Origin of the sequence: Escherichia fergusonii ATCC 35469, assembly GCF_000026225.1 — a bacterium.
GTDB lineage: Bacteria > Pseudomonadota > Gammaproteobacteria > Enterobacterales > Enterobacteriaceae > Escherichia > Escherichia fergusonii.
Genome location: NC_011740.1, coordinates 2,077,784 through 2,101,864 on the forward strand (window position 1 = coordinate 2,077,784; position 24,081 = coordinate 2,101,864).

At 46.6% G+C, this 24,081-nt stretch carries 24 protein-coding genes and 1 pseudogene; 1 reads left to right on the forward strand and 24 read right to left on the reverse strand.

The window, feature by feature from the left end:
* Nucleotides 1–13: 13 nt before the first annotated feature.
* The 3 genes and pseudogenes from EFER_RS10195 to EFER_RS24900 all read right to left on the reverse strand — a co-directional run.
* A complete protein-coding gene (locus EFER_RS10195) occupies nt 14–1,072 on the reverse strand; it encodes an FUSC family protein (protein ID WP_001200864.1) in 1,059 nt (352 codons plus the stop codon).
* A gap of 106 nt (nt 1,073–1,178) precedes the next feature.
* Entirely contained in the window at nt 1,179–1,646 is a 468-nt protein-coding gene (gene sbmC, locus EFER_RS10200) for a DNA gyrase inhibitor SbmC (RefSeq protein ID WP_000384319.1), read from the reverse strand.
* 366 nt (nt 1,647–2,012) lie between these two features.
* Nucleotides 2,013–2,263 (reverse strand): annotated as a pseudogene (locus EFER_RS24900) (HumD family translesion DNA polymerase); the annotation flags it as partial.
* Between the two features lie 321 nt (nt 2,264–2,584).
* Between EFER_RS24900 and EFER_RS10210 the strand changes: the two are divergent.
* Complete coding sequence (locus tag EFER_RS10210) at nt 2,585–4,534, forward strand: acyltransferase family protein (protein WP_000843775.1); 1,950 nt, start codon at nt 2,585–2,587, stop codon at nt 4,532–4,534.
* A 38-nt stretch (nt 4,535–4,572) separates the two neighbouring features.
* Here EFER_RS10210 and EFER_RS24575 read toward each other — a convergent pair whose 3' ends face one another.
* From EFER_RS24575 to EFER_RS10315, 21 genes are all read right to left on the reverse strand, one after another.
* Nucleotides 4,573–7,011, reverse strand: a complete 2,439-nt coding sequence (locus EFER_RS24575) for a phage head-binding domain-containing protein (protein WP_000129901.1) — start codon at nt 7,009–7,011, stop codon at nt 4,573–4,575.
* Between the two features lie 132 nt (nt 7,012–7,143).
* Nucleotides 7,144–8,985 carry a hypothetical protein gene (locus EFER_RS10220; protein WP_024256482.1) on the reverse strand — a complete coding sequence of 614 codons (1,842 nt, stop codon included), beginning with the start codon at nt 8,983–8,985 and terminating at the stop codon, nt 7,144–7,146.
* The gene (locus EFER_RS10225; RefSeq protein WP_000246965.1) at nt 8,985–10,397 is read right to left on the reverse strand and encodes a phage DNA ejection protein; all 1,413 of its coding nucleotides are present in this window, start codon (nt 10,395–10,397) and stop codon (nt 8,985–8,987) included. Before EFER_RS10225 ends, EFER_RS10220 begins: the two co-directional genes overlap by 1 nt.
* A gap of 12 nt (nt 10,398–10,409) precedes the next feature.
* Entirely contained in the window at nt 10,410–11,063 is a 654-nt protein-coding gene (locus EFER_RS10230) for a hypothetical protein (protein ID WP_000904613.1), read from the reverse strand.
* A complete protein-coding gene (locus tag EFER_RS10235) occupies nt 11,038–11,517 on the reverse strand; it encodes a DUF2824 family protein (RefSeq protein ID WP_000403515.1) in 480 nt (159 codons plus the stop codon). The genes EFER_RS10230 and EFER_RS10235 overlap by 26 nt, the downstream gene beginning before the upstream one ends.
* Nucleotides 11,517–12,365 (reverse strand): tail needle knob protein, encoded by an 849-nt coding sequence (locus EFER_RS10240; RefSeq protein WP_000785524.1) that lies wholly within the window; start codon nt 12,363–12,365, stop codon nt 11,517–11,519. The genes EFER_RS10235 and EFER_RS10240 overlap by 1 nt, the downstream gene beginning before the upstream one ends.
* Complete coding sequence (locus EFER_RS10245) at nt 12,365–13,783, reverse strand: packaged DNA stabilization protein gp10 (protein ID WP_001122409.1); 1,419 nt, start codon at nt 13,781–13,783, stop codon at nt 12,365–12,367. The genes EFER_RS10240 and EFER_RS10245 overlap by 1 nt, the downstream gene beginning before the upstream one ends.
* The gene (locus EFER_RS10250; protein WP_001054833.1) at nt 13,784–14,284 is read right to left on the reverse strand and encodes a packaged DNA stabilization gp4 family protein; all 501 of its coding nucleotides are present in this window, start codon (nt 14,282–14,284) and stop codon (nt 13,784–13,786) included. It abuts the gene before it with no gap.
* Nucleotides 14,262–14,534 carry a hypothetical protein gene (locus EFER_RS10255; protein WP_024256483.1) on the reverse strand — a complete coding sequence of 91 codons (273 nt, stop codon included), beginning with the start codon at nt 14,532–14,534 and terminating at the stop codon, nt 14,262–14,264. Before EFER_RS10255 ends, EFER_RS10250 begins: the two co-directional genes overlap by 23 nt.
* A 44-nt stretch (nt 14,535–14,578) precedes the next feature.
* Nucleotides 14,579–15,874 carry a P22 phage major capsid protein family protein gene (locus EFER_RS10260; protein WP_001196942.1) on the reverse strand — a complete coding sequence of 432 codons (1,296 nt, stop codon included), beginning with the start codon at nt 15,872–15,874 and terminating at the stop codon, nt 14,579–14,581.
* Entirely contained in the window at nt 15,874–16,785 is a 912-nt protein-coding gene (locus EFER_RS10265) for a scaffold protein (RefSeq protein WP_000373006.1), read from the reverse strand. The genes EFER_RS10260 and EFER_RS10265 overlap by 1 nt, the downstream gene beginning before the upstream one ends.
* Before the next feature lie 13 nt (nt 16,786–16,798).
* Complete coding sequence (locus EFER_RS10270; protein WP_000752838.1) at nt 16,799–18,964, reverse strand: portal protein; 2,166 nt, start codon at nt 18,962–18,964, stop codon at nt 16,799–16,801.
* A complete protein-coding gene (locus tag EFER_RS10275) occupies nt 18,965–20,464 on the reverse strand; it encodes a terminase large subunit domain-containing protein (RefSeq protein WP_000417851.1) in 1,500 nt (499 codons plus the stop codon).
* A complete protein-coding gene (locus tag EFER_RS10280; protein WP_000729922.1) occupies nt 20,442–20,930 on the reverse strand; it encodes a DNA-packaging protein in 489 nt (162 codons plus the stop codon). Before EFER_RS10280 ends, EFER_RS10275 begins: the two co-directional genes overlap by 23 nt.
* Before the next feature lie 23 nt (nt 20,931–20,953).
* The gene (locus EFER_RS10285; RefSeq protein ID WP_000091987.1) at nt 20,954–21,133 is read right to left on the reverse strand and encodes a hypothetical protein; all 180 of its coding nucleotides are present in this window, start codon (nt 21,131–21,133) and stop codon (nt 20,954–20,956) included.
* Nucleotide 21,134: 1 nt separating this feature from the next.
* The gene (locus EFER_RS10290; protein ID WP_000807785.1) at nt 21,135–21,377 is read right to left on the reverse strand and encodes a DUF2560 family protein; all 243 of its coding nucleotides are present in this window, start codon (nt 21,375–21,377) and stop codon (nt 21,135–21,137) included.
* Nucleotides 21,378–21,729: 352 nt separating this feature from the next.
* Nucleotides 21,730–22,248 (reverse strand): Rha family transcriptional regulator, encoded by a 519-nt coding sequence (locus tag EFER_RS10295; RefSeq protein WP_001016386.1) that lies wholly within the window; start codon nt 22,246–22,248, stop codon nt 21,730–21,732.
* Nucleotides 22,249–22,450: 202 nt separating this feature from the next.
* The gene (locus EFER_RS10300) at nt 22,451–22,603 is read right to left on the reverse strand and encodes a hypothetical protein (protein WP_015953503.1); all 153 of its coding nucleotides are present in this window, start codon (nt 22,601–22,603) and stop codon (nt 22,451–22,453) included.
* Complete coding sequence (locus tag EFER_RS10305; RefSeq protein ID WP_000092286.1) at nt 22,591–23,058, reverse strand: lysis protein; 468 nt, start codon at nt 23,056–23,058, stop codon at nt 22,591–22,593. Before EFER_RS10305 ends, EFER_RS10300 begins: the two co-directional genes overlap by 13 nt.
* Nucleotides 23,055–23,552 (reverse strand): lysozyme RrrD, encoded by a 498-nt coding sequence (gene rrrD, locus EFER_RS10310; RefSeq protein WP_001504512.1) that lies wholly within the window; start codon nt 23,550–23,552, stop codon nt 23,055–23,057. The genes EFER_RS10305 and rrrD overlap by 4 nt, the downstream gene beginning before the upstream one ends.
* Nucleotides 23,530–23,724, reverse strand: a complete 195-nt coding sequence (locus EFER_RS10315; RefSeq protein WP_001360173.1) for a phage holin family protein — start codon at nt 23,722–23,724, stop codon at nt 23,530–23,532. The genes rrrD and EFER_RS10315 overlap by 23 nt, the downstream gene beginning before the upstream one ends.
* Nucleotides 23,725–24,081 lie beyond the last annotated feature (357 nt).

Sequence of the window (24,081 nt, forward strand, 5' to 3'; positions counted from 1 at the left end):
CCTTGCATGCTCATTATTTGCGCAATGCCCGACTAATTAAATGCGAAAGCAACTCCAGTTGTCGTGCAGTTTCCATGCTTAGCCAAACATAGCCATGAATAGGGGTTTCAGCCACGTCCAACGCATGATGATGTTCAATTAATTGTCGAAGCTGCGCCGCCGTTTCGTTCAATTTTTCAGTATTGGCAAAAACGGTCTGAGGCTGACCATCATAAAGCGTATGCACAATAGTCAGTAACGTCTGCTGTACCGTAGACTGCGCCTGACGCAAATCTGGTGCATTCAACAAAACAAAGTGACTTGCTCGCGTGGCCCAGTAAGCATTGATTTGCAATTCAAGCATACAGACCAGATTACGGTTAATCGTGTGAATAGCCTCAAGAATCGATTTTGGTATGCCAGTCTCTTTACTGGCCGGTGCCAGCAGCGCTCGCATTTTCACGACTTCATTCAGCAACTCCTGGATCTGTTTATCCAGTCGCGGACGTTCAATTAAATTTGGCGAAAATGCAGTTTGGTACAGGCGGTTATAGTCAGTCAAAAAGGTCGCAGATTTGATACGCCAGTGCATAAACGCCCGCTGTGGCCAGATACCGGTAAAAATAATTGCCAACAATGATCCAAGAATGACATCACCACTTCGCCACAACGCCACATCCATGTTGCCCGTAGGCGCTCCCACCACAATTGCCAGCGTTACGCCAATCAACAGCGCCTGATAGGGTTTCTTGCCTAACGCCAGCCAACCGCAGAGGAACATAGCAGCGGCACACCACACCAACATCAATGGTAAAGAATAGAGCTCAAGTTGCAGTGCAATCAGGCCGGATATCGAGCCTAAGATCGTACCTCCGGCACGTTGTATGGCACGTGAAACTACATTTCCCCAAAACGAAATGGGCGCCATAATCACAACGGTGGTCACCAGTGCCCAGGTACTTTCCGGAATATTTAGCAGACGAGTCAGCAGGAAGGTCAGAACAAACGCCAGCGCGACCCGGATACCGTGAACCGTACGGTAATGATGGTAGACACGGATTTCAAAAGGACTTAAAGATTTGTCGGCACGCACTCGACACACTCCCGAAGGAATTACGAATGCGCAATTGTACTCATATTCACTAACTGAATGACAGCAGAGCGGGCAGCTTTAACCCGCTCTGTGTTGATCTGCGCCATTATTTAGGCAGTACCGGTACATACATTTCGATATCCCAGTAACCATCGACAGCACCATTGTTTAAATAAACCTCAAAGCACGGTTTGTGGGCCATCTGATACTGAGAATCTTCCAGCAAGCTATTAATAAATTGATACCATGGCGTGCCGAAATCATGCCCCTGAACACGGGCAACAGTAACGGCATATTGTCCACCCGCAATTTCAGTGACGTTCACCCCTTCACTGTTTTCCGGCAGACAAAAATTCTCTGGCACGGTCACCACTGTATCGCAACGTAATTTTTCTGCAGGCACCTCGTCCGGGTTATCGTAATAGACAGCGACCCACTCCAGCGGCTCAATGTTATGATTCTCAACCCACATCATGAGCTGATCAAAACCTTGCTTTACCGTTTTTTCCCACGGTCCAACCAGATGGAACCCGGCAATAGTGCGTTTCTTCTCTTGCTTAATCTCGTAATCCATACTTCCTCCGTCATTTACTGTGTTTTCATACAGTGAATGAGATGAACCAAAATCACAACAAAATAGTGATTATTATGTGAGCAGTCTCGCACATGTGCCACGTTGTCTGGCGAAAATCAGGCTTTCGGGTGAACGCCGGGTTGACTGTTGATATGAGTACGCCAGGATGGCAATTTTTGATACTCTTAAGCGTTCTGGCGCGCGCTAAAAGAGAGTAACGGACAGCGATTAATGATGAATGACGGCAAGCAGCAAGCAACTTTTTTGTTTCACGATTACGCGAAACACCCCTGAGAACCGCCATAAACAAGGGTTTCATGATTTGTGATTTTAGTTTGGTACGCAATTTGGTACACAACACAATTTTCACTTCAGCGGGTAGTCATCAAACTCACCATAACGAGCATCGTTAATGATGTATGTGATCACCACAAACATCACATCTGGACTAGTTCCGCTTTCATGCGCAGGTATTTGTTCACGCCTCCCTTTCTGCAAATCCTAAAGATGAGATTTTGGGGTTTTGGGATATCTTTTATCCGCAGTTCTCTATCCATTATGCAAACCAGTAATGAACCATCACCGTGTGATAGTGAGGCATCTGCCACGATAAGCGCAGAGAAATGATGCAGTGGTGGGCAGATTGGCTTGATGAAAAGGTGGAGTGATCCACCTTAACCCATATCGAAGAGCACAAAGCCTTGCAATCCAGTGCAAAGCTTTGTTCGTCTCAGATTACACAACCAAATACGTCAACTTAGTATCATTGGTAACACGATCACGCTATGGTACAGCTATCCAATCTATGTTTTCTTATTTTTTTGCTTGTCGATAAAAGAGCTTTTAGATGATAAAATTTGTCATCTCTTCAAACATTTAGTCAAAACATCCTGCATAAAGCCAGAAGTGTTTTAGGGCAGGTAAACCAAGAGAATAGTATGAAATCTGTGAAATATAGACCTGATATTGACGGTTTGCGCACATTGGCCGTGCTGATGGTTATCTTGTACCATATTGGTGTACAAAAAATAAGCGGCGGTTTTATAGGTGTTGATGTTTTTTTTGTTATTTCTGGATATCTCATCACTGGAATCATATATCCTAAATTACAAGACGGGACCTTTAGCTATGAAGACTTTTATCTGCGAAGGATAAAAAGAATTTACCCAACTCTACTATTAGTAGTTGCAGTGACATTCATTGCATCATATTTCTTCATGATGCAAACAGATTTTAAAGAATTCATAAATAGTGCTCTTGCATCGTTGCTTTCATTAAGCAATTTCTTTTTCATGTTGAACACTGGTGGTTACTTTGACCAGTCTACAGACAATCTCCCGCTTTTACACACATGGTCATTATCTGTTGAAGAACAGTTTTACATTCTTTGGCCGATAATATTAACCATAGCATTTAAATTTAAGAAGGGAACAGTTATATTCATAGTTTCCCTTTTGTTATCCATTGGGTATTCTCAATATCTAACATTCACTAACCCTTCATTTTCTTACTACATGATACCATCTAGAGCTTTCGAGTTGTTAATTGGTGGTATGTGCTCAATTTATCTAAAAAATACATCCCCTACAATCAAGATCAGATCTTTACTTGCATCGTTAGGTGCAACAATTATTATTGCCTCATCATTAATACTGTCAAAGAATTCAAACTTCCCTGGATTGAATGCGCTACCAGTATGTCTTGGAACTGCAATGATAATAATTGCTGGTAATGGCAATATTTATCCATCAGTTAACAAAATCCTAAGTCTTAAGCCGATTGTTTACATAGGAAAAATATCCTATGCTGCTTACTTATGGCATTGGCCATTAATTGCTTTTTATAATTATAGAGGCATTCCTTTAACACCGTTAAATCAATTAATCATTATCATTATCACACTATTTTTATCAAGCGTAACATTTCATTTCATCGAAAATAAGACCAGATATCTGAATTTTTCATTTCAAAAAACAGTCCTGCTATTTTTCGTTTTACCTGTCATTGCGTTTATAGGAATCACCATTACTTCATATAAAACAGATGGGTTCGCTTACCGATTCAAAGGTTACATCGATGAACTGAGTGATGAAAATGATCCTAGTAAAATAAGAAGCAATTGCCATACAAACTATTATAAAAACAATTGGGATATCAAAAGAATAATCCCAGAGTGTAATATTGGTGACACATCAAGACCTGTTGATGGATATCTATGGGGAGATTCATTTGGAAATGCAAGCGCAGGGTTCTTTGACTCTTATGGGAAGGCTAACGGGCTTAACTTTCAAGAAAGAACAATAAGCTGGACCCCACCTATACCCGCAACCTCCTTTGGTCTCCCTAACTTTAAAAATGAATATAAAACCAGCACAGCAAACTTTACTTCTTGGATATTCAATGAATCTCTAAGATATAAGTACGTTGTATTATCTGCAGACTGGAGGCAATATGACAAATGTTCTCGTGATGAAATCACTGGTATACCTCATGAATGTGCTCTGTTTGATTCTAATGGTAACAACATCACCAGAGACTATAGAAATAGAGTTGAATCCATGATTAAAGAATACATCAATCACGGCGTGAATGTAATAATCTTTAACTCTGTTAATGGCATTGATTTTAATAAAATAAAATCAGGGAAAATAAGTGGAAAAGACATTTCCACAAAAGAATACATGAAAAAAGAGGTTGTAGGGAGTGATGAATTTATTCATTATCTTGTTAAAAAATACCCACAAATTACTTATATTGATCCTAATAATATTCTCTGCAAAAATGGTTTATGCACAGGTCAGATTAATGGCAAAATAATTTATAGAGACGGTGGCCATTTAAACTGGTCTGGTTCAAAGGAACTTGGAAAACTTTACGTTAAAGAGTAATCATAGAAAAGGCGCCGTTAAACGGCGCCTTATTTATATCAAACATTAAGAGTTTGAATTATATCAGTATTACCTTTATTGTCGACTGGATAGTTACATGATAAAGTTGAATTTATAGTCAAGTTTTCACCAAACCAAAATTTATTTGATGTCGATACTGATGAGGACCCAACCCCATCAATTTTTAAACACAACAGAGCATTTATGAAATTATTCCTAACACATCTAATTGTCTTATAGTGAGACAACCACGATTGTTCCCCATCGTCTCTAAATAATGTAGCAACACTCTGAGAGATAAATGATTGTGAGGTAATTGTGTTGCAAGTTAACTCCATAATACTATTGGGTGAACCAAGTGATATACCTGATGGTAAACTAGCAATAACATTACCACCCCTTAGTATATTTCTATTTACTCGAAGTATCTTTGGAGTATAACCGCTTGCGCTTAAATCAAGAAAAAATGATGAGACAGTACCTAACTGATTACCTGATATTTCTATAACGCAATCAGAAGAACATTTAACATTGAATCTATTATATGTACCAGTGAAATTGTTATTTGTTAATGATACTTTTTGATACCCACCTCCAGAGTTACTCCACATAGCTCCAAAAAATGGCGTAGATGGCAAAGATGATGACCATCTAAAGTCATTTCCATCAATAAATAGCTCCTTACTATAACTACCAAAACTTAAAGAGCAATTTCTTATTTCATTATCATGAATGAATACACGCTCAAAATTACTAACATGTAAGTTGGCGGTTCCTGATGTTAGTAACCTACCCATAATATTATTAGTAAGACGCAGGACTGAATTTGAAATTTCATCTTGATCTACGCCAATTATCATTCCAGTGCTTGTGATATTAATAATATTGTTATCTATCTTCCAGTCTGAGTTTGTAATATGCGTATACAAAGTTAAAAATGACGGCGCGGAAAAATAATTGTCCGATATGGATACATTATAAGAATTCATAATGTAATCATTATTTCCAGATATTCCTAAAAGAAGGATTCTATCCTTTGAACGGACGGTATTACCTGTAATTTCTATACTATGAGCCCATCCTGTGTCAAACCACTCAGTCCCCCTGTTGGTGTATACCATCATCCAATAGCCACTAGTTGTAGCAGTATTTCCAGATACTGTTATTTGCCCCCATGACTGTATAGCATATTCAGATCCAACCATACCATGCCCCGTATCGAATGCCATGCATCCATCAATACAATCAAACGTATTGCCGGTAACATCATATCTGTTAAACCCAAATCGACCTTTAACTGCACCATTTCCACGAGTATTTATTCTATTTCTGAAAGTATTGCCGGTTACTGTAATATCACCAATTAATATACCATTTCCTTGATTGGCAAATGCTTGACCAGCACAGTACACAGCATGGTCATACCATCCAAGAAATGAGTTTCCAGAAACACGCAAATTCCGCGCATTCCCTGCTATACAACTGCCAGGAGCATCTTTAAAAACCATATCAAAAACGACCAGTCCTGACGTTTTTTTGTCATGGTTATAATATGTCTCACCAGCAACTGGAATATTACCATCAGGACCATGTATATAAGGAGACGTACCACCTGGTTCGATATCACCATAATAAGTTTGGTCTGGAATTCCTGTAGTGCTGCTGGTTCCCGATGCCGCAACTTCAATTGAACGTGCATTACCATCAATTTGTAACCCATGCACCGACTGAGCACCTACAGCACCACTCAGGAATCGGAATAATTTACGGGTATCTCTTGCCGGATCAATCTCGGTCGTAGAACCTTCAACAAAGTATGTGCGATACCGGCGAGTAATAGTTGCTGAACCATCGCCCCATACTGAACGAACATATGACCATACATTAACAGCCGAATCAAAACAGTATATTCCAGTTGGGAAGTATACGGAGCATTTAAGATTATGCGCCTCATCCATGACCATCTGAACTTTAGGCTGATGGTTTATTGAAAGGTCACCAGATGCCAAAGCAGCCAGCTCTGCTTCGTTCATATATTTTGTAGCCAGAATACTTGGTGTCTTCTCTACATATTCATCAAGTGTTCCATATCGGGTGTTTACAAGAGAACCATTGCCATTAGCTAATTCAAGGCGCAACTGGTCAGGATCGTATTTCAGTACATTAGGATAATAGAACTGCTGTGCCCCGTACGCATCATAAACAGCCATAGAATGGCCTTGCACAGTTACGAACTTGGCAATCTGTCCGTTATATACCGGATATCCAGCGGCGTTAATGATGATTGGTTGCGATACAGGAACGTGAGAACCGTCTTCGTTTTCCACATAAACCTGAATCTGGTTTTCAGGATTTACAGGGTCAGTGTCAATTTTACCGATATAAATTTTGCCATTGGCAACCGCTTTAAAAGAACGCGCCATAGTGAAAAGTTGCGAAGGCATCGATACGATCACATTGGCTGTAATGTCTGTCATTTAATTTGCTCCAGATACAATGAATCGCCGCAGCGTGGCCACGGTGAAATTTGGGCATAAAAAAACCCAGCCGAAGCTGGGTCGTTGCGTTGGTTATCTGTCAGTAGTTATGTACTTAGTTAATTATTTATTCTATTGTTCTGCTGTAATTTGGCTTGAAAGTATAGGGCGTATCGCATTTGCAGCATTATTTAGCGCTCTTTCATAGGCTGGTGTTCCTGCTTTGGTGTTAGCCAAACGAAGAAGCATATTCCGTGCGGCTTTGGACTCATACAAGCGCATCATTGCACCGAAACCAGCCTCAAGCCCCATTGATACGCCAAGAGTTGCCGTTGCGCCAATCGTTCTTATCCGGTTGGCTTGCGATTGCCCTGTCTGAGTTACTACATTTGCGGTGTCTGACCTTGCTGTTTGCTGTAGAACTTCATGAAGAGCATCAAGCTCTTTCATGTGCTTTCCAGAAAAAATAGTGTTGTAAATTTCACCACCTGACTGAGATTTCAGCTTATTAACTTCCGTGATGAACTTGGCTGGAGAGTCACCGGCCTTTTCCGCTATTTTGCTGACGTAAGCTGCACGCATAGCATCTTTCCCCTTATCATCCAATGCGATCCAGATTCGTTTCACGTCAGATGGTTTTCTGCTTAATACAACGGTATTTATAAGTTCAGGGCTGGCTTCACTACTTGCCTTATTGAGCTTGTTAGCAATGTTTTTATTAAGCACCTTATTATAAACGTTTGCATAATCGGAATTTGCTTTAAGGTATTTTGCTGCGTCTGAAGCACCGAGGTTTTTAGCAACTGCGTTACGAAGGTCTTTTGACATTGCATTCTCTACCATATTGGTAGCTGCTTTTGCCTGGTTGGGGAAGACCATAGCATCTCCCTGAACATTAGATCTAAATGCCGTTCTGTGCTGACGCAGGAGATCAAACGTAACATCCAAATCAGTTGCAGGGTTTGCTAATTCTTCACGTAGGTTACGCAAGGATGTAAGCAGGCTTTGATTGGCAGACGTCCCAAGCCGTTCCTGTCTTGCGATCGCTGTATTCAGAGCATTCATAGTGTTTGTGGTATCAACTGCGGCATTACCCATTTTATTGGTGACGTCATTGATAACTGCGCCAGCAGAATCCTTCCGTCCCCTTAACGTGGTGGTCAGAGATTTCACCACATCATCAGGGTTGTACTCACCAAAACGGTCAAAATAATTACTTACCAACTTACTACGCGTTGCATATTGCTCTGCCCTTTTACTGCCAGTTCCAAGAATGGCCCCCTCAGCATCCTGAGTAAGACCACGAGTGAATGCATTTTTCGGTGGGATGACATCAGATGTCATAGGTGTCACGCCCATCGATTCTGATGTGGCAATTTTTTTCGCCACTTCTGGCGCAATATCGCCTTTTATAGCCGTTATTCCACGCCCTATTCCCTTTGCTGCTGCGGAAAGAACACCCTGAGCGGCAAGGTTAACTCCGGCATTTCTTGCTGCATTTTGTGCGAAATCGCCTTTCTGATTTGCGGCCTCTGCCAGTGATCCAATAGCCATGCTTCCTGCCGTTCCAACTCCTGGAACTAAATACCCACCAATTGTTTCACCTGCTTGTGCGTAGGGGTCTGTCGGTCTGTCTACTGGACGATAAACATCATCCAATACTTTTGGCCCACCAAGCCCCTGACTGATTGCATTAATCAGACTTGCGCCACCCTGCAATACGTCAAATGGTATGTTTACCAGACCACGACCAGCCTGTTCTGCAATTTGCCCTGCACTTTGACCACCAGTGAGCCAATCGCCAGCTTGTTGCATCAATGATGGTTCTTCCTGTGTTGGTGCATTATTGGCCTGATTAACTGTTTGTTGCTGAACAGCCTGACCAGCAAAATACTCATCAATGGCGGTGCCAATATCTTCGGTGCTCGTACCATCAGGAAAGGTAAATGTCTTACCGTTTGCAGTTACTTTCATCATTCCACCGTAAATTGAATGCCTGATTTTGAGGTATATGATCCAACCTGATTCCGTGGTTCTCCTGAAGGTGTCGAATCTTGTGCTGGCGCTGCGTCAGTATTCATTGACATATACCGCTTAACGGCACTCCCCAATGATTCACCTTTTTTAACATCCAACCCCAATATCTGACCGCCATTACGCGATTGTCCAGGGTTGCCATTCGCGCTCATCCACTCGGCTTTAAACTCATTAAACTGCGCGTTTCGTCGCTCAAGGTTTGCCATTGCATCAAGCCATCTTGCGACCGTCTCAGGGTTATCCATGTCAGTTGGCGCACCCTGTCGAACGATCTCAACGTCTTTATCCGTTGCTGGGCCGGGAGGTAGGAATTTAAGAACCTGACTGTTAACAAGGGCATTTTGGCGAATGCGCAAATCACGCAATGTTGTATCGCTTCCGGTAAGTTTTGCGAACATGTTCTGTGCGTTACCGAACAAACCTGTCGTTGGTTTTTCTGCTCTGAACTGTTGAGCAAGCGCACTCATAGAATTGGCTGAGTTTGATGATGCTGTAGCATTGTTTACAGCCGTCTCGATGCCTTTTTCCATGTTTACTGACAGCTTAGGTGCTTCGCTAATCAACTGCTGAGCCTTTTCCTGCGCTTGCTGCATCTTAAACCCGAACTCTTGCTGATCCAGAGCCAAGCGCTGTGCTGCGATATTGTGCCCAGTCATTGCTGACTGATAGGAAAGGTTTTGCCCTCTCGCCTGAAGTGCTTCTCCAGCCTGATTGCTGCGGATTGTCTCTGCCAGCCTGCCTCGGTCAATCTCACGACCAACCATCTTGTCCTGAACATTGAAGTAATCAATCGGACCAAGAGCAGCCATCCCAAGGTGATCAACAAACTCACCAAATCCTGAAGGGTTCTGCTGATACATCTGAGCAACGCTGTTAGGGTCAACACCGACGCGAGTCAGTTCCTTGGCGTTGTTTTGCAGCCATGATTGCATCGCTTCTGGAGATGATGACGCAAGGCGAGCGCCAGCCGCTAATGTGCCGATAGAACTGCGCTGGTCTTCGTCAGCCCACTTCATGCCTGACTGAATCTTCTCTAATTGACCAGGATATTTGGTCATCAGATCTCGCACCTGCTGTCGATCACCTGACTGGATGGCTGCCGCATATTCTTTTTGGAATGCAGCATCCGCTTCCTGTTGCTTTGCGGCTTTATATGTTTGAGCGACACTACCCAGCCCCTGCAACGCCTGAAGGCCGATGTTATTACGTCCTGAACGCTCCATCTCGTTATTCTGTCGAATGTATGCAAGCGTGGCGTCTGCATCACTTGCTCTTGGAGCGTTGGAGTTCATGCCGCCTAACCCGGCAAGAAGCGCGCCTGTATTACCAGCCTGTTGCCATGTAGCCAAGAGACACCTCCATTAAAAAAGTGAACCAAGAAGACCGACGCCGGCACCAATTGCTGTACCCCAACCAGGCATGATTGCAGTACCTGCAGCTGCACCTGCCGCCGCTCCACCCAAGGCGCTCTGAAATCCTGATGGTTTATTCGCATTAGCCGCAGATGCTGCCGCCTGCTGTTGATACAATTGGCTGACGTTGTTAGCGTAGTTCTGCCCAGCGTTTGCCTGACCTGTAAGAGCACCAAGGCCAATGTTTGCCAGATTGTTGTAGTTGTTCATCTGACCTGACAGCCAGTTTTGACCGAGTGTAGGTGCGATTGCAGCTAACTGGTTTCCTGTTGCTGTAGAGCCTAATCCACCAGTTGCCTCTGCTGCTGCCAGACTCTGGTAACGCGCCTGACCAGCAAGGTCTTTGTACTGCTGGGAGTTGTAATACTGGTTAAGCGCCTGACCTTGCCCCTGAAGAGAGGAAAGATTTTGCAACTGTGATACGTACTGCTGAGCGAGTGGTGTGAACGGTGCAAGGTTCTGCATGTTCGTTTGCCACATTTCACGCTGCAGTTCGATGCCCTTTTCAGTTGCGCGTGCCTGGGCTTTTGAACCGCCATCACTGCCACCTTTGCAGTAAACAGTTTTGCTGAGGTGCTTATTGGCAATCTGGAAAATTAACATTCTTTAGCTCCTCGTATTTTGAGCGCGGTAACTGATAAATCGTGATGCCTACAGGCTTTCCATTGCTGGTATAAGCATCATCAAGGTGACCAACACGGGTAGCGCCAAGCAAACGGATAATTGCCCGTCCGTATTTGGTGGTGTCAGGAACCATGGTGATGCTGTTAAGGAATGGTGAGTTTTCGAGAAGCCATTTGCAGAATAATCGATGACCTTGCAGTGCATATTCACCACGGAATCCGGGGTCGTACACCGCATGGCATTCAACAACGCTATGCCAGAAGTTACGCACTTCATGAACGCCAGCCAGCACTAATCCTTCGTAGATGCCGAGGTATACCGCATCAGGCTTGATGTAGTATTTATCTCCACTGTCTACGATATTTCCCGTGTTTGCCGGGTTGTTGAGGAATTCTGCAAGCTTCACCGGATTATCGATGAGCTTTATTTCCATCACTGCTCCGCAATGATTTTGATGGTTGTGGCAGTAAACGCCGCACCATTTGACTGAATGGTTAACGTGCTGCCATTTGTAGCAAGAAAGCCGTCTTTATCCACGCTGAAGAACGTAGCTAACAAGATGTTATCGGTTGTTGTCGCCGAGTTGCGACTGCTTACCAGAGTGTCAGGAACAGAGCCGGAAAATGTTAGCTGCATTGACCTGTTGGCGGTTCCGCTGGGCCACGTCCCGACAATCGACAGCTTGAAGAACAAGGTTTTGTTCTCGTTGAACACAACCATCTTGTTGTTAACGGTGTCGAAGAATGGTGCCAACGTGCCGGATGACGGCGTGAGCGTTTTCAGCAGGCTAACAAGGTTGGTCGGCGCTGTCGGGATGGTTACAGATACGCCAGAGTAAACAACTTCTGACTTCTTGCGCGTAGTGGCATACTCAAGAGCATCGATGCGCGTTTCATGGTCTGAAAGCGTGTTTTGAATGGCGACAACTTCATCCGTCAGATAATCAATATCGTTTTCTGCTGTCGTTAATCGTGAATCAAGTCCGACTATCGCCGCTTCTGCGTTAGTAATCCTTGTTTCGTGGTCCTGAATCTTCGCTTCAGCTGATGCCAGTCGAATTTCGTGATCAACCAGAATCACATCCTGCTCATCGTTCCTGACCTGTGCATCATAAGCGCCTTGTCCGGCCTCGTTGGCCTTGTTCGCCACATTACCAACATCAGCACCCTGTGCAATAACGTAAAGCAGATACGACTGCGAGAAGATATTGCGTGGAAGGATTGATGTATCGAGCCGCGTCGCCTGAACAATAACAGGTGTATTGAGATTCGAATCCGCCATTACTCAATCCTTATCTGAGCACCAGACAGAGTGACAGGTGACTTCGTGATAACGCGCAATTTGAAGCCAATGTTTTTCCTGATGCGCCCTACTTTCTTCCACAAAACGCGTTTGTCGTAAACGAACGGTTCATTCTGCTCAATCATCTGCTCACGCCCGTAATTGATGCCGTCAGTGGTTGCAGACAGAAACAGGCGGTCAGCGTACTGCGCAACACCCGTCGATGATTCCACCTCCAGATCAAAGCATCTGGCGTTATCTGCTTTGAAGAGTGGAGTAAACAGCAGGTGTTCTTGCTGTAGCCCATACTGGCTGCTGATGTCGAATTGCAATTTCCCGGTCACGGACTCCAGCTTATCGCCGCACGTTATCTGATTGCCTTCGTAAATGAAGTCGATAGCGCGGTACACATCGTCATACAGGCCTGTTTTCAGCACACACCATTGCGGACCATTGGCGCTTGAAGATGCGTCGTACACCAGAACATGGCGCGGAAGATGGATAATCAGCAGTTCATGAGCATCAAACCGCAACGATTCCATCACGCCATCAGCCAGTTCATCAGCAGTGTAGGAGCGTAGTATTTTCTCAATGCTCGCGCTGGCGATTGGTGATACCTGACCGGAGCCGATGATATACACAGACGGCGCACCTGTTGCCGGATTGCTGATAAACGCATAGGAATCAGCAAACGGCGTTTTGCAGTAAGTTCCGGCAATGCCTTTCTGCACCATCAGTGATGGCTGTGCGACATACAAAGCGGCACCAACGGTGGTTGCACCAGTCAGGGAGAAATATTCAATCGTCGATGAACCAAAGCAGACGATGAAGTCTCGCCATGTACCTATGCCGATGATGCCATCAGGCTGAGATTCTGCGCGATATTGTGCGCTGTATCGGTCAGGGTGTGATTCGTCTTCAAGGTCAGTGATAAACCATGAATCAGTACCGTCTTTTGACCACGCATAACGCCCACGTAAGCGCGTAATGTCACGAACTGAACCTAACTCGTACTGTGTGAATCCGCTGTCTGTAGGCCAGTTTGAGACGGTTTTAACCGTACCATCATAGCGATACTCGACCAGTTGACCATTAACGCCTACAGCCTGAGATGTTCGACCATGCGCCATTGATACGCGGCCACTTCCGGCGACGTCACCGACTTCGCTTTCGCCTTTGTAGAGCTTGCCGCCACACACACGATAAACAGCACTCTGCGCCATGTTGTACTCGACGCCGCGAGATACACCGTTCACATCAGAACGTTTGGCAATGCCCGGGAATGAGCGAAGATATCCGCTGCTGTTGAGGATTTCTTTGGGGGTTGCCAGCATATTCACTGGCAGATAGTCGATATAGTCGGCGTTTCGGAAGTCTTTGCCGACACCTTTCATAAGCGGAAGTTGCTGAATCGGCATTTATTCGCTCCCGTCATCGCAATGTTCCTTCCGGTGGAAGTAATTCCAACCGTTCCACTTCGCCAACTGGTTACCACTACCAACAGGCATACGGTTTGGATAACCGGACTTACATTTAGCGGCTTTTGCTCTGTCCATTGCAGACAGTTTGACGAGTCTCTCTTTCCCGTATCTGGCAGTGGTTATAAGTTTTGCAGACGCTTCCAGCGCATAATCCGGAGCAATGCGGCAGGCAAGGTTGAAAATGACGGCATTGATAGCGTTATTTGATAAACCGTGTTCATCGCCAGGATCTGGAGCGACATCTGCATCAGCGAAAATGTAGCCAACGTTGATACCTGGTGACGCATCACCGCCAAGCCACTCAGCCATCATCATTTCAAGGTCGTTGACGCCATCTTCCATGGACTGCGGTTCGACATCGGTTAACGTGGCATTTGATGCCACACCGAGCTTACGTAATGCCGCAAGAACTAAATCACCCTTCGTTGTCAGGTTCATCTGCTGCCGCCTTAGGTTTTCGACCAGGCTTTTTACGCTGTTTTTCTTCTGGCTCTGGCTCTGGCTCTGGCTCTGGCTCTGGCTCTGGCTCTGGCTCTGGCTCTGCAACATCCTTCAGAAGATCATCAGGATGTGCAAACCAGCCAGCATCCAGATATTCCTGAAGCTCTTCGGCTTTCACGATTTCAAAGTCGTATCCAACGCCTTTCCACTTCTTCATGTCTCCATGACGAAAGATCATGTGTGTCATGCTTGTCTCCAGATAAAAAAGGGAGCCGAAGCTCCCTCTGGTTATCACGCGGTCTGGTTAGGCAGACCAACACCAATTGCCTCTGGTCGTACAGCACATGCTGAATACCACACAGCAATACGGCACTTACCAGACAGAGTGTTGATATCACCCTGCGTTGCGAAGATGCCGTTAACACCAATACCAGGAATGCTGAAGGAAGAAGTTTTCATGCCAGCAAACAGTTCATGAGTTACCGGGATCGGCTGAGACAGCAGACGGATTGAGTCATCAGCCCAGAACACGTTAGCGGTGGTTGTTGCCACGTTCAGAACATTTACCGGAGTGGTATCAGCAAGAGAGGTGTTTACGTTAGCGTAAGCCTTCTCTTCTTTTGTCAGTGACGCGTCATCCAGTGCAATCGGTTTCGGCGTGATTTCGAGGTGAGTACCATCGATCACACGGGTGATTGAGAAAGTAGCATCATCAGTCAGCACGTTCTTCGCCATCTGAGACAGGAATTTCACACCAGTGAAGCTGATTTTGTCGCCGCGCTTAAATCCGGTGGTGGAGGATACGGTCACCGTTGCAACACGGTTGTCGACGTTCTCTTTGTTACCATCGGTATCAAGGGTGTATGCCTGCGGCTTAAACTTCTGCGCACCAGAAACAGTTACACCAGTAGCGGTTGACTTGGTAACTGCCGGAAGTTTCGGTGAGCGAAGAATTTCATCAAAGCCAGCAATCTGACGCTGAATAGTACCGTTGCGATACGCTTCTTCAGGAACGCGACCGAAGATGTCACCATCTACCAGGTTGCGGCCTGCTTTGCGGTAATCGTCAGGGTTCAGGAAGTAACTGATGCCCATATCGCGGTTTAGCTCACGGGAGAACATCAGGCGCTCTGCATCAGACACAAAATCCCAGCCAGACAGGCCAGTAGATGGACCAATTGCGCGGGTATCGTGAACAACAAGTGAGCCCATTTCGGTTGCCTGTTTGGCAATTGCTGACTCAATGTTATTCGCCAGTTTTTTGGCGGATGCCTGGATGCGGCGACGGTAAGAACGCTCATCACACAGGTCATCTGCACGAAGCTCGAAGAAATCGTTATCCGGATCGCCCATGTTGCATTTTACGGAGAGTTCCAGAATCCCGGTTGCGTTGCCAGTTAAATCCCAGCCAGTCTGAGTTGGCGCTTCCTGCTCAACAGGCATCCACACGGTGTTGCTTGAACGTTGCATGGATTCTGCCGGAGGGGTGTATTTTGTCACTTTGGACGCCATTGGCGTCAGGTTCTGGACGGTTTCGATGATTTCATCCAGAGCATACGTGACCAGTTGACCTTCATTTAATGCCATTATCGAATTCCTTTATTCAGTTGCGCCTTGAGCTTACGGTACGTCTCTACATCCCCTTTGTTTGCTGCCGCTTCCATCTGCTTTTCAATCGCAGAGATATTTGCAGCAACAGCGTGTCCCTGAATGGGTTCATCAGGTAACGGGGCTTCTGAAACAGGTTTGGCTCGAGGCTTTAGAGTTAAACGTTCTGACAGTCGAGTGAGTTCAATCAGCGCGGATTGCCCGTCCATCGCCAGCAACTGGCGTGTTTTCTCAGGATTAGCACCAAGGTGATACATGAGAGCGGCGGATTTCTCAGGGAAGAGGCGCATGATGTCGGCACCGACTGCTGGCGGCACCAGTTGCATGAATGCATCCTCTTTCTCCTGATAGTCAGGGATATTGAGCTTTTCCGCTGCGTCGTAGTGCTTACGGGCTGCCTCGACGTATTGCGCTGATTGCTGGGTGAACTCCTGAGTTTTGCGACCCTGCTCGGCGACAGCCTGGCTTCGTGCGTCCATAGCCTTGATCTGCCATTCACTGTTTGCCTGCTGGAAGGCAGCCAGTGCGCGGCTCTGGTCATAGTCGTACTTAGCCAGTGCGTCTTCGGAAAGATAATCGTTAGGGTCTGGTTGTTTTGGTAACTCAGGGTTCACCCGCAGGTGCTCCGGCAACTCTCCACGCTTAACCGCTTCCATCTGCTGCTCAAGCTCACGCTGGCGTTTGCGTTCGATGCGGCGACGGGCAAATTCAGCATTAGTTGCCGGGTCTTGTTTTGGTTTCTCATCGTCTTTCAGGACAATCTCGAAGCCTTCTTCCTGACCTGCGTTGTCGTTGGCATTATCGACAACTAAGCCATCAGCAGATGCCGCTGCATGATTGCCGGGCAGGGTTAATTCTTCAGAAGCCTGAATGTCGGTGGTTTGGTCCATGATTAACTCTCTCTTATTGAGGTGTCTCGGCTACTCCGCCGGAGGGGATTTGAACTTGACGCATAAGATTCGCGAAATCCATGCGTTGTGAATGAGTCTGGTCTGCATCTTTAAGAAGCAGCTCAGCGTTAGCACGAGCGTCCTTGCTGCGCTGTTGCTGGAATTGACCTACGAGCTTGAGGTACTCACGCAGTTCTGCCTGCTTGTCGAGGTCCATATTGTTGAAGATTTCTGCAATCTTCGCGGCGTTGAGTTGGTTTTGGGCTTCAACCTTGGCGGCTTCAACCTGAATCTGCGCCTGTTGGTTCTCTGCCTTGAGCAATTCAGCCTGACCTTGCAGAAGGATGCCCTGCGCCTGAATTTGCTCTGCTGATGGCTGCTGCGGCTGCTGTTGAGCCTGCTGTACCATCTCCATCTCTTCAGGTGTTTCTGGTTTCTTCAGCCCCATCATCACCAGTTGCTTGTTCGCGTACTCTCGCATCATCTCGACGCCTTTACCGTCAAGCAGCGTGAAGTATTGCAGCATCAGCATCTGGAACTCTGGAGTACCTTGCGGAACCTTGGTTAGCAACTCCTGAATCTCTGCGCGGTTCTGTTCCTTCATACTCTGGAAGGATGGCCCAACGTCTGTATAGCACTCATATCGACCGCGAATGTCGTTGAGTGTGACCACATTGCCAGACTGGTAATCGACAACTTGCGCATAGAGTTGAACGTCTTTCTCGCTTCCATCTTCAAGTGTCAGCGTTACATGACGAGGAACGTCATAAATATCGTTTACCATTGAGGCATAAATCTCGCCATCACGTCGCATTGCGGTAGCCAGGTTATCCTGAAACACGTATGTCTCAAGGTCTGCCCGCATGTTCAGTTGATTGACGGTATCGAAAGCGACCTGAGAGTTTGCTGCCTGCGCATCAACGCCAAGACTAGCCACCTCTTTCACTGCGTTGGTGGCAGCCTCAAGCATGTAAGCGTTGGCTTGCGGCACTTCAGGGTTTTCCATGTAGGAGATTGGACCAATCGGCAGGTCGTTACCGTTTTCATCGGTCCTGTTCTGCAGATAGTACGGATAGTCATCATTTCCACCGTACATGTATTCGTAGCCTTCGATTTGCTCAGGGAAGAAGGTAGGTTTCTTCTTCGGTGAACGAGCAACAATATCGGCGTTGAACGACATGATCATGTTACGAAGGCGCTGACCGTCTTTCGTCAGCCTTACCACTCCTTCGTAGCACTCCTTGTCACCAGCGAATGACCATTCGCCATACACTGGAACGATTGGAATATGCTCTCCGGCTATCTTCTCGCGGTCTTTCAGTATCTGCGTGCAGGTGATGATCGACTTATACACACGCCGACGCTTGACCTTACGCTCTGCTACCTTAATGAATCCACGATTAGCCAGGTCGTCGATGACGTCTTTGATATCCTGCTGGTAATAGCTGACCGGCTCACCTGTCAGCGGGTCGCGGTAGATAAAGACTTTCTCTTTCTTCTCTTCTACCTCGTAATACTCAGCGACGTAGACGACATCATTCGATATCCAAGGGAACAGCCATGTATCGTTCGGATTCTGGAAAGATGGCAAGGTATCCGGATCAATACCGTAATCCTCTGCAAACTCTTTCCAGCCATTGCGTGACAAAGCGTTAATCACCGTGCAATGCTTAGCGTCGCTCTTATCCATCTGCTTGCTGTTGGCGTCCCATATGACGTGTGAGCAGGCTTCATGGATTGGCAGGCGTCGAATTACCTGATTGTTACTTGTTGGATCGTTGTCTTCGTACTGCGTGACCAGACGCCATGCACCAACGCCGGACTCTATCTGCTCACGAACGCCAACGTTAACGGCAATTTTTGCCGTGTTATGGCGCATATCAGTACGATACATCCCCATCAGCACATCGGCAGCATCAGGATTAGCGCCGTCTTTTGGTCTGAAGAGAACGTCGATAGGGTTCCGGCGCATCTCTGCGACCAGTTTCCTGACCACCGGGCGAACAACATCGAATTGTCCGCGATATTGCAGGGTCGTGTAGTTTGATAGCCAGTCATCCCATTGCGACACTCGGCTAAAATACAGGTCATTTGTCGCCTCGGTTCTGGCTTCATCGCTCGCCATCCAGTCTGCGTCAAACTTACACAGAATGGAATTGAGTCTGTTTTCATCGGCCATTTAAGTTCTCCGTGCGATGGGCCTGATTGGGGCTGGTATCTTTTTCTCTTTTGGTTTTTTGATGTCGCGCATCATTTTGGCGAAGCGGCGCATCATGTATGCATAGCGAACGGCGGAGAGAACGTCATCGTTAAGCTTGACGATTTTCCCGTTTTCATCACGGTGATAGAGGCGGAACTCCTCAAAGAATGGCTCACAGGTGTTGAATACTTTGAAGCGACCATCGAGCATCATGTCGCGCAATTCAGTGATGCCAGGCTCCACCGCGTTACCGCCATCAGGCCATGTCGCATGCTCCTGCAACATCATAAAACCAGCATCTGCATACTGCCCTTTGAGCTGCTCACCGCCGCCCTTCTCGTGCTGATTTCCGTCATGAGGCCATGCTGTTGGCACTTTATGCGCCCATGATTTAACAGCTCCCCATGCCTGAACGGCTGTTTTTTCTTTCGCCTTCCACACGCGTGAAACGTAGATTGTGTCTGCGTCCTTATCCCACCAAAGCTGAACCTGCGCCTGTGGGTGATCCCATCCGAAATCCATCCCGCCAATTACGTAGAAGTGATCAGGACACTCGAACGGCTGGCACTTAATCGTCTCTTCCGGTATCTGGAAGATTCGACCGCTACCCATCGTAGGAATACCGCGAGCACGAGCCTCTCTCTCATGCTCGGGATAGGATGCGATGATTTGCTCTTTCTGCTCGTCGGTGTAGTGCTCAGCGTCGTAGATGGTCATGTTGACCACTTTCTGCGACTTGCTTGGATTCTTCAGGAACTTGGTAACAACGTCAGACATCCCCATCAGCGGGGTAAACGTCAGAATTGAGAATTGCCCGTATTTGTTGGTACGGGTAAGACCTTCGCCATAAATGCTGTATGGTGGTTCTTCGTCAAACCACACGCCGTGGATTGTGTCACCCTGCCAGCGAGCACGGCCTTGCGAGTATGGCTTGAAGTAGCAGATTGAAATGCCATCTTCAACGCCATCAGCCGTGTGATGCTTAACCAGAAGATGATCAACAAGGTTCGGAAAGAAAGGAGACTTCTTCCAGCTAATGATGTCTTCTTTCGGTATGGAACCGTAGCCAGGCTCATCATTCTCTTCAATACGACCGCACAGGATGCGTTGAGTCGTTTTGGTTACAGTCTCGTTTGTCTCGCCACCAATCCAGAAGACAACAGGCTCATAAAAACGCTTACCTTTCCACTCACCGCCATATTTACCATCAGCAGGATAGCCTTTTGTGCCCGGATAACGCCCTGTAAGGTGAAACGCTACTTCAGCAGCACCAGTAAATGACTTACCAAGCTGGTTACCAGCCATAAAACAGCGCTCTGGATAGTCATGCCCGGCGTCGATGAACTCACGCTGTTTGCTGTATGGCGTAAATTCATATAGCAGGTGTGTGTTCCGGTAGTTCTCTTCTTCTTCGAGTAGCTCGAGCAATTCGATTTGCTCTTCGTCGCTCAGGTTATCAAGAATCGCGTCCAGTTCCACGGTTGAATAGCTCCTTGATACGAGAGCGTCGCTTATCGCGATCTCCCTTATCAGGTGTCACGTCTTCAACTTGCGACTGCTCTTTGAGGCCCAAATCACGGGCGATGATGTTAGCGTTGAGAAGGTCAGCGGCTGCGCCAGAGAATTTCTGGTCGTAGATGACCTGCTCTGCTCGCGTAACGACTTCAGATAAATCTTCTCGCAGGCGATATGTGCGCCATGTTTCAAGCGTCACATCAATGAACAGAGTGAGGCCTGTAATAGTCATCGCTCGCATCTTGGCGATAGGCTCTTGTATCACTTCACCCTGATACGAGAACGCCTTCATCTCCCATAGCGGGTTAGCTTCTACCCACTCGAAGTATTCACAACAAGCAGCCCACAGCGCCTCAGGCGATTCGAATTTAGGATTTCGCCCATGACTACTGCGGGCCTCCCAAAATCGGTTGCCCTTTGGTGCTGCCATATTCATCTCACTTAGCTGTTATTTCAGGCTGAGGACTCTTTCGCGCCTTCAATCAATGACTGCTTCAGCAATTCAAGTGTGCCAATCGCCTCGCATAAACTGATTTCACCATCGTAATCATGGATGACGCTTTCCAGCCTCTCGTATAGCTCTTGAGTAATTGGGAATTTCTTCTCCTTACCCAAATTGATTACGCGGCTCACATCATGCTCCGGTAGTGAACAGGTCTAACGCTTCCTTCGATTTACGCACCGCTTCAAATGTGCGGATCGTGATATCCGAATTAGCGCCGCCTGACTGGAAGTGAATTTTGAATAGCTCAAGCTTCAGTTCGTCAGTGCCAATGAACTGAAATGCTTCTTCTGCGGCTGCGTTCTGGTTCATGACCAGTTTGTAAATCTCTAACTGGAATTTCTGTTCTTCAGTCATGGGAATAATCTCTGCCATTGTTGGCTCCGTTTATCCGTTAAAAGGGATATCAGTTAAGTTATCCCGTGTAGGGTATAAGCCATTGTCGAGACCATTCATTGAATGGCCTCTGCAATAACCGATGTCTTTCCATCAGTCCGCCACCACAAAGAATCTTTTTTGCCATAAGGCAGGAGGTTCATCTTTCAGTGGCTGCCAGTGTTATTTCCCCACTTACTGGCTTGGGTTGTGTCGCTGTACTTCCGTAACTGGTGGTGCACAGATTTAGTTAAATCTGTTCTCGCCTGAACTATCTTTTACATACCCGGATTGTGGGGATGTAAATCACGGTTTCATTATCAAGCCCACCCGTAGATGGGCTTTGGAATGGTCACTTTGGCAGTCCGGGGATCGATATTTGCGCCTGCTGCTCAAGCCTTTCGATTCTTGCTATGAGTTGCGGTTTTTTGATCCTGCCCCAGCGGTTCAGCAAGCGTCCTGACATACTGGCAACATCCTTTTCCTTCATGAACTCCAGCATTAACTCGTTGTGCTCTCTTTGGTATGAGTGAGCCATCTCCATCAGCCTGTCACGCATCCAATTAAATGCTTTGATAAACGCCTCTTTGATGGCGGCAGCTTTTTTGCCGGTAAACGACATGATGATGTACATCGCACCGTCTTTGGAAATTTCATATTCAACATACTGATTACCCTTGTGTTCATAGGTAACCCGCGAAAAGTTGCTGGTTAGAAATTCATCCGAACAGTCTAGCTTTTCGATTTTCTGAATGATGTGGTGATGCTGCTTGTCGAAGTAAGCTGCTACCTTGCGGGAGGTTGTGATCACGCGATCACCAGAAACAACCACCATGTCCCGGAAATCGAGATTAGCCAATTGATGATTCATAGCGTCTTTACCTTTTAGAAAGTGAGCCTGTCTCACAGAAAAGCCGCCCGAGAGAGGTCGCCACCTATAACGGCATTTCTCAGGCTCGCTTACTGAAAGGCTCTCGTTAATATGCGCGTGAGATGCGCTGTGAAATTCAGATATAAAAAAGCCCCGCGAATGCGAGGCTAAATCCTGGTGTTTGTGATGACTGGCTCTTATCTCAACGCAGCCCCTTACCGCGCGCCATATGCTTAACTTCAAGCATCAGCAATGAGATGTTTAATCTGGATTCACTCCAGAAGTGATCACCACCCTGTCTACAGAGCCAGATGTGAAGGATGATGAGTAAAATTATCGCTATCATCGAAGGCATTGCGTCCTGATGTATTCCTGAAGCGTTCTCAGTGCTGTTTGGTCGCGGATAATTCCGTCCCGGACACCGAGAACGTTTCGTCCAGCAACTGGAGAGAGTTCGACGGTGGCATCATTGCCCATGCCGGAGGTGCGGGAGGTTTCGGTTGAGGCTGGCACTTGACACTTTCCTTTGACGAGCACCCTGCCACCATTATCAAGCTTGCGCCGAAGAGCATCATTTTCAGCTTTCGCATCAGCTAACTCCTTCGTGTATTTAGCATCGAGTGCATCAGCAGAACGCTGGCGCTGCTGCATGTCAGCGATGGTGGCGGTCGCCTGCTTCAGCTCACTGACTTTTTTATCACGCTGTTCTTTATAGGTAATGGCGTTATCACGGTAATGATTAACCGCCCATGACAGACAGACGATGATGCAGATAACCAGAGCGGAGATAATCGCGGTTACTCTGCTCATTGTTGCCCCCACAAACAGACTTCACGCTCAATCTCACGGCGAGTCATCAGCCCTTTCCATTGCTTACCGCCAGCGTATGTCCAGCGCCGTAGCTGATCACATGCGCCTTTGATATCACCCTGGTTTATTTTGCGAAGAAGCGTCGATGTTCTGAAATTGCCAGCACCCACGTTGTAGACGAACGAGTAAAGAGCGCCGCGCGTTGTTTCCGGTATATCGACTTTGATGTACGGGTTAATTTGTCTGGCGACCGTGGCAAGGTCTTTATTCAGGAGGGCTTTGCATTCTGCTTCGGTATACGTTTTACCGAGCATGATGTCTTTTCCGGTGTGTCCGTGACATACAGTCCATACACCAACAATATCTTTGTATGGTATGTAGCTAACACCTTCCAAACCATCGTTACCACTTGGTCCAGTGATTAACACAGATGCTATAGCAATAGCCCCGCCACTTATCGCCGCTATTACGCTATTTCGTAGTGCCGGTGACATTGCCATTCAATCTGTCCTCGCGCTCTTTGCGCTTGTAGTACCAGTTGATGCCAAATGTGCCGACAGTACAAAGAATACCAATGATGACAGCCCAGTCATTCAGGGAGAGAATGCCACCCATCGCAGTCAGTCCTCCGAAGCTGTAACTGAACCATTCTCTGATTTTGTCCATACGGTACATGCTCTACCCCTTCATTGAGGGGATTTGCTCTATTTAATTAGGAATAAGGTCGATTACTGATAGAACAAATCCAGGCTACTGTGTTTAGTAATCAGATTTGTTCGTGACCGATATGCACGGGCAAAACGGCAGGAGGTTGTTAGCGCAACCTCTTGCCACCCGCTTTCACGAAGGTCATGTGTAGAAGGCCGCAGCGTAACTATCACTGATGAATTCAGGATAGCCAGTGGCTACGGCTCAGTTTGGGTTGTGCTGTTGCTGGGCGGCGATGACGCCTGTACGCATTTGTTGATCCGGTTCTGCTTCCGGTATTCGCTTAATTCAGCACAACGGAAAGAGCACTCGGTG

Excerpts from the sequence above, each read along its gene's own strand:
- EFER_RS10240 (WP_000785524.1), bottom strand. The coding sequence starts at position 12,365 with ATGGCGGATTCGAATCTCAATACACCTGTTATTGTTCAGGCGACGCGG.
- EFER_RS24575 (WP_000129901.1), bottom strand. The coding sequence starts at position 7,011 with ATGACAGACATTACAGCCAATGTGATCGTATCGATGCCTTCGCAACTT.
- EFER_RS10220 (WP_024256482.1), bottom strand. The coding sequence starts at position 8,985 with ATGAAAGTAACTGCAAACGGTAAGACATTTACCTTTCCTGATGGTACG.
- EFER_RS10305 (WP_000092286.1), bottom strand. The coding sequence starts at position 23,058 with ATGAGCAGAGTAACCGCGATTATCTCCGCTCTGGTTATCTGCATCATC.
- EFER_RS10235 (WP_000403515.1), bottom strand. The coding sequence starts at position 11,517 with ATGGAAATAAAGCTCATCGATAATCCGGTGAAGCTTGCAGAATTCCTC.
- EFER_RS10230 (WP_000904613.1), bottom strand. The coding sequence starts at position 11,063 with ATGTTAATTTTCCAGATTGCCAATAAGCACCTCAGCAAAACTGTTTAC.
- rrrD (WP_001504512.1), bottom strand. The coding sequence starts at position 23,552 with ATGTCACCGGCACTACGAAATAGCGTAATAGCGGCGATAAGTGGCGGG.
- EFER_RS10260 (WP_001196942.1), bottom strand. The coding sequence starts at position 15,874 with ATGGCATTAAATGAAGGTCAACTGGTCACGTATGCTCTGGATGAAATC.
- EFER_RS10210 (WP_000843775.1), top strand. The coding sequence starts at position 2,585 with ATGAAATCTGTGAAATATAGACCTGATATTGACGGTTTGCGCACATTG.
- EFER_RS10315 (WP_001360173.1), bottom strand. The coding sequence starts at position 23,724 with ATGGACAAAATCAGAGAATGGTTCAGTTACAGCTTCGGAGGACTGACT.
- EFER_RS10250 (WP_001054833.1), bottom strand. The coding sequence starts at position 14,284 with ATGAACCTGACAACGAAGGGTGATTTAGTTCTTGCGGCATTACGTAAG.
- EFER_RS10295 (WP_001016386.1), bottom strand. The coding sequence starts at position 22,248 with ATGAATCATCAATTGGCTAATCTCGATTTCCGGGACATGGTGGTTGTT.
- EFER_RS10255 (WP_024256483.1), bottom strand. The coding sequence starts at position 14,534 with ATGACACACATGATCTTTCGTCATGGAGACATGAAGAAGTGGAAAGGC.
- EFER_RS10280 (WP_000729922.1), bottom strand. The coding sequence starts at position 20,930 with ATGGCAGCACCAAAGGGCAACCGATTTTGGGAGGCCCGCAGTAGTCAT.
- EFER_RS10290 (WP_000807785.1), bottom strand. The coding sequence starts at position 21,377 with ATGGCAGAGATTATTCCCATGACTGAAGAACAGAAATTCCAGTTAGAG.
- EFER_RS10300 (WP_015953503.1), bottom strand. The coding sequence starts at position 22,603 with ATGCCTTCGATGATAGCGATAATTTTACTCATCATCCTTCACATCTGG.
- EFER_RS10245 (WP_001122409.1), bottom strand. The coding sequence starts at position 13,783 with ATGCCGATTCAGCAACTTCCGCTTATGAAAGGTGTCGGCAAAGACTTC.
- EFER_RS10270 (WP_000752838.1), bottom strand. The coding sequence starts at position 18,964 with ATGGCCGATGAAAACAGACTCAATTCCATTCTGTGTAAGTTTGACGCA.
- sbmC (WP_000384319.1), bottom strand. The coding sequence starts at position 1,646 with ATGGATTACGAGATTAAGCAAGAGAAGAAACGCACTATTGCCGGGTTC.
- EFER_RS10265 (WP_000373006.1), bottom strand. The coding sequence starts at position 16,785 with ATGGACCAAACCACCGACATTCAGGCTTCTGAAGAATTAACCCTGCCC.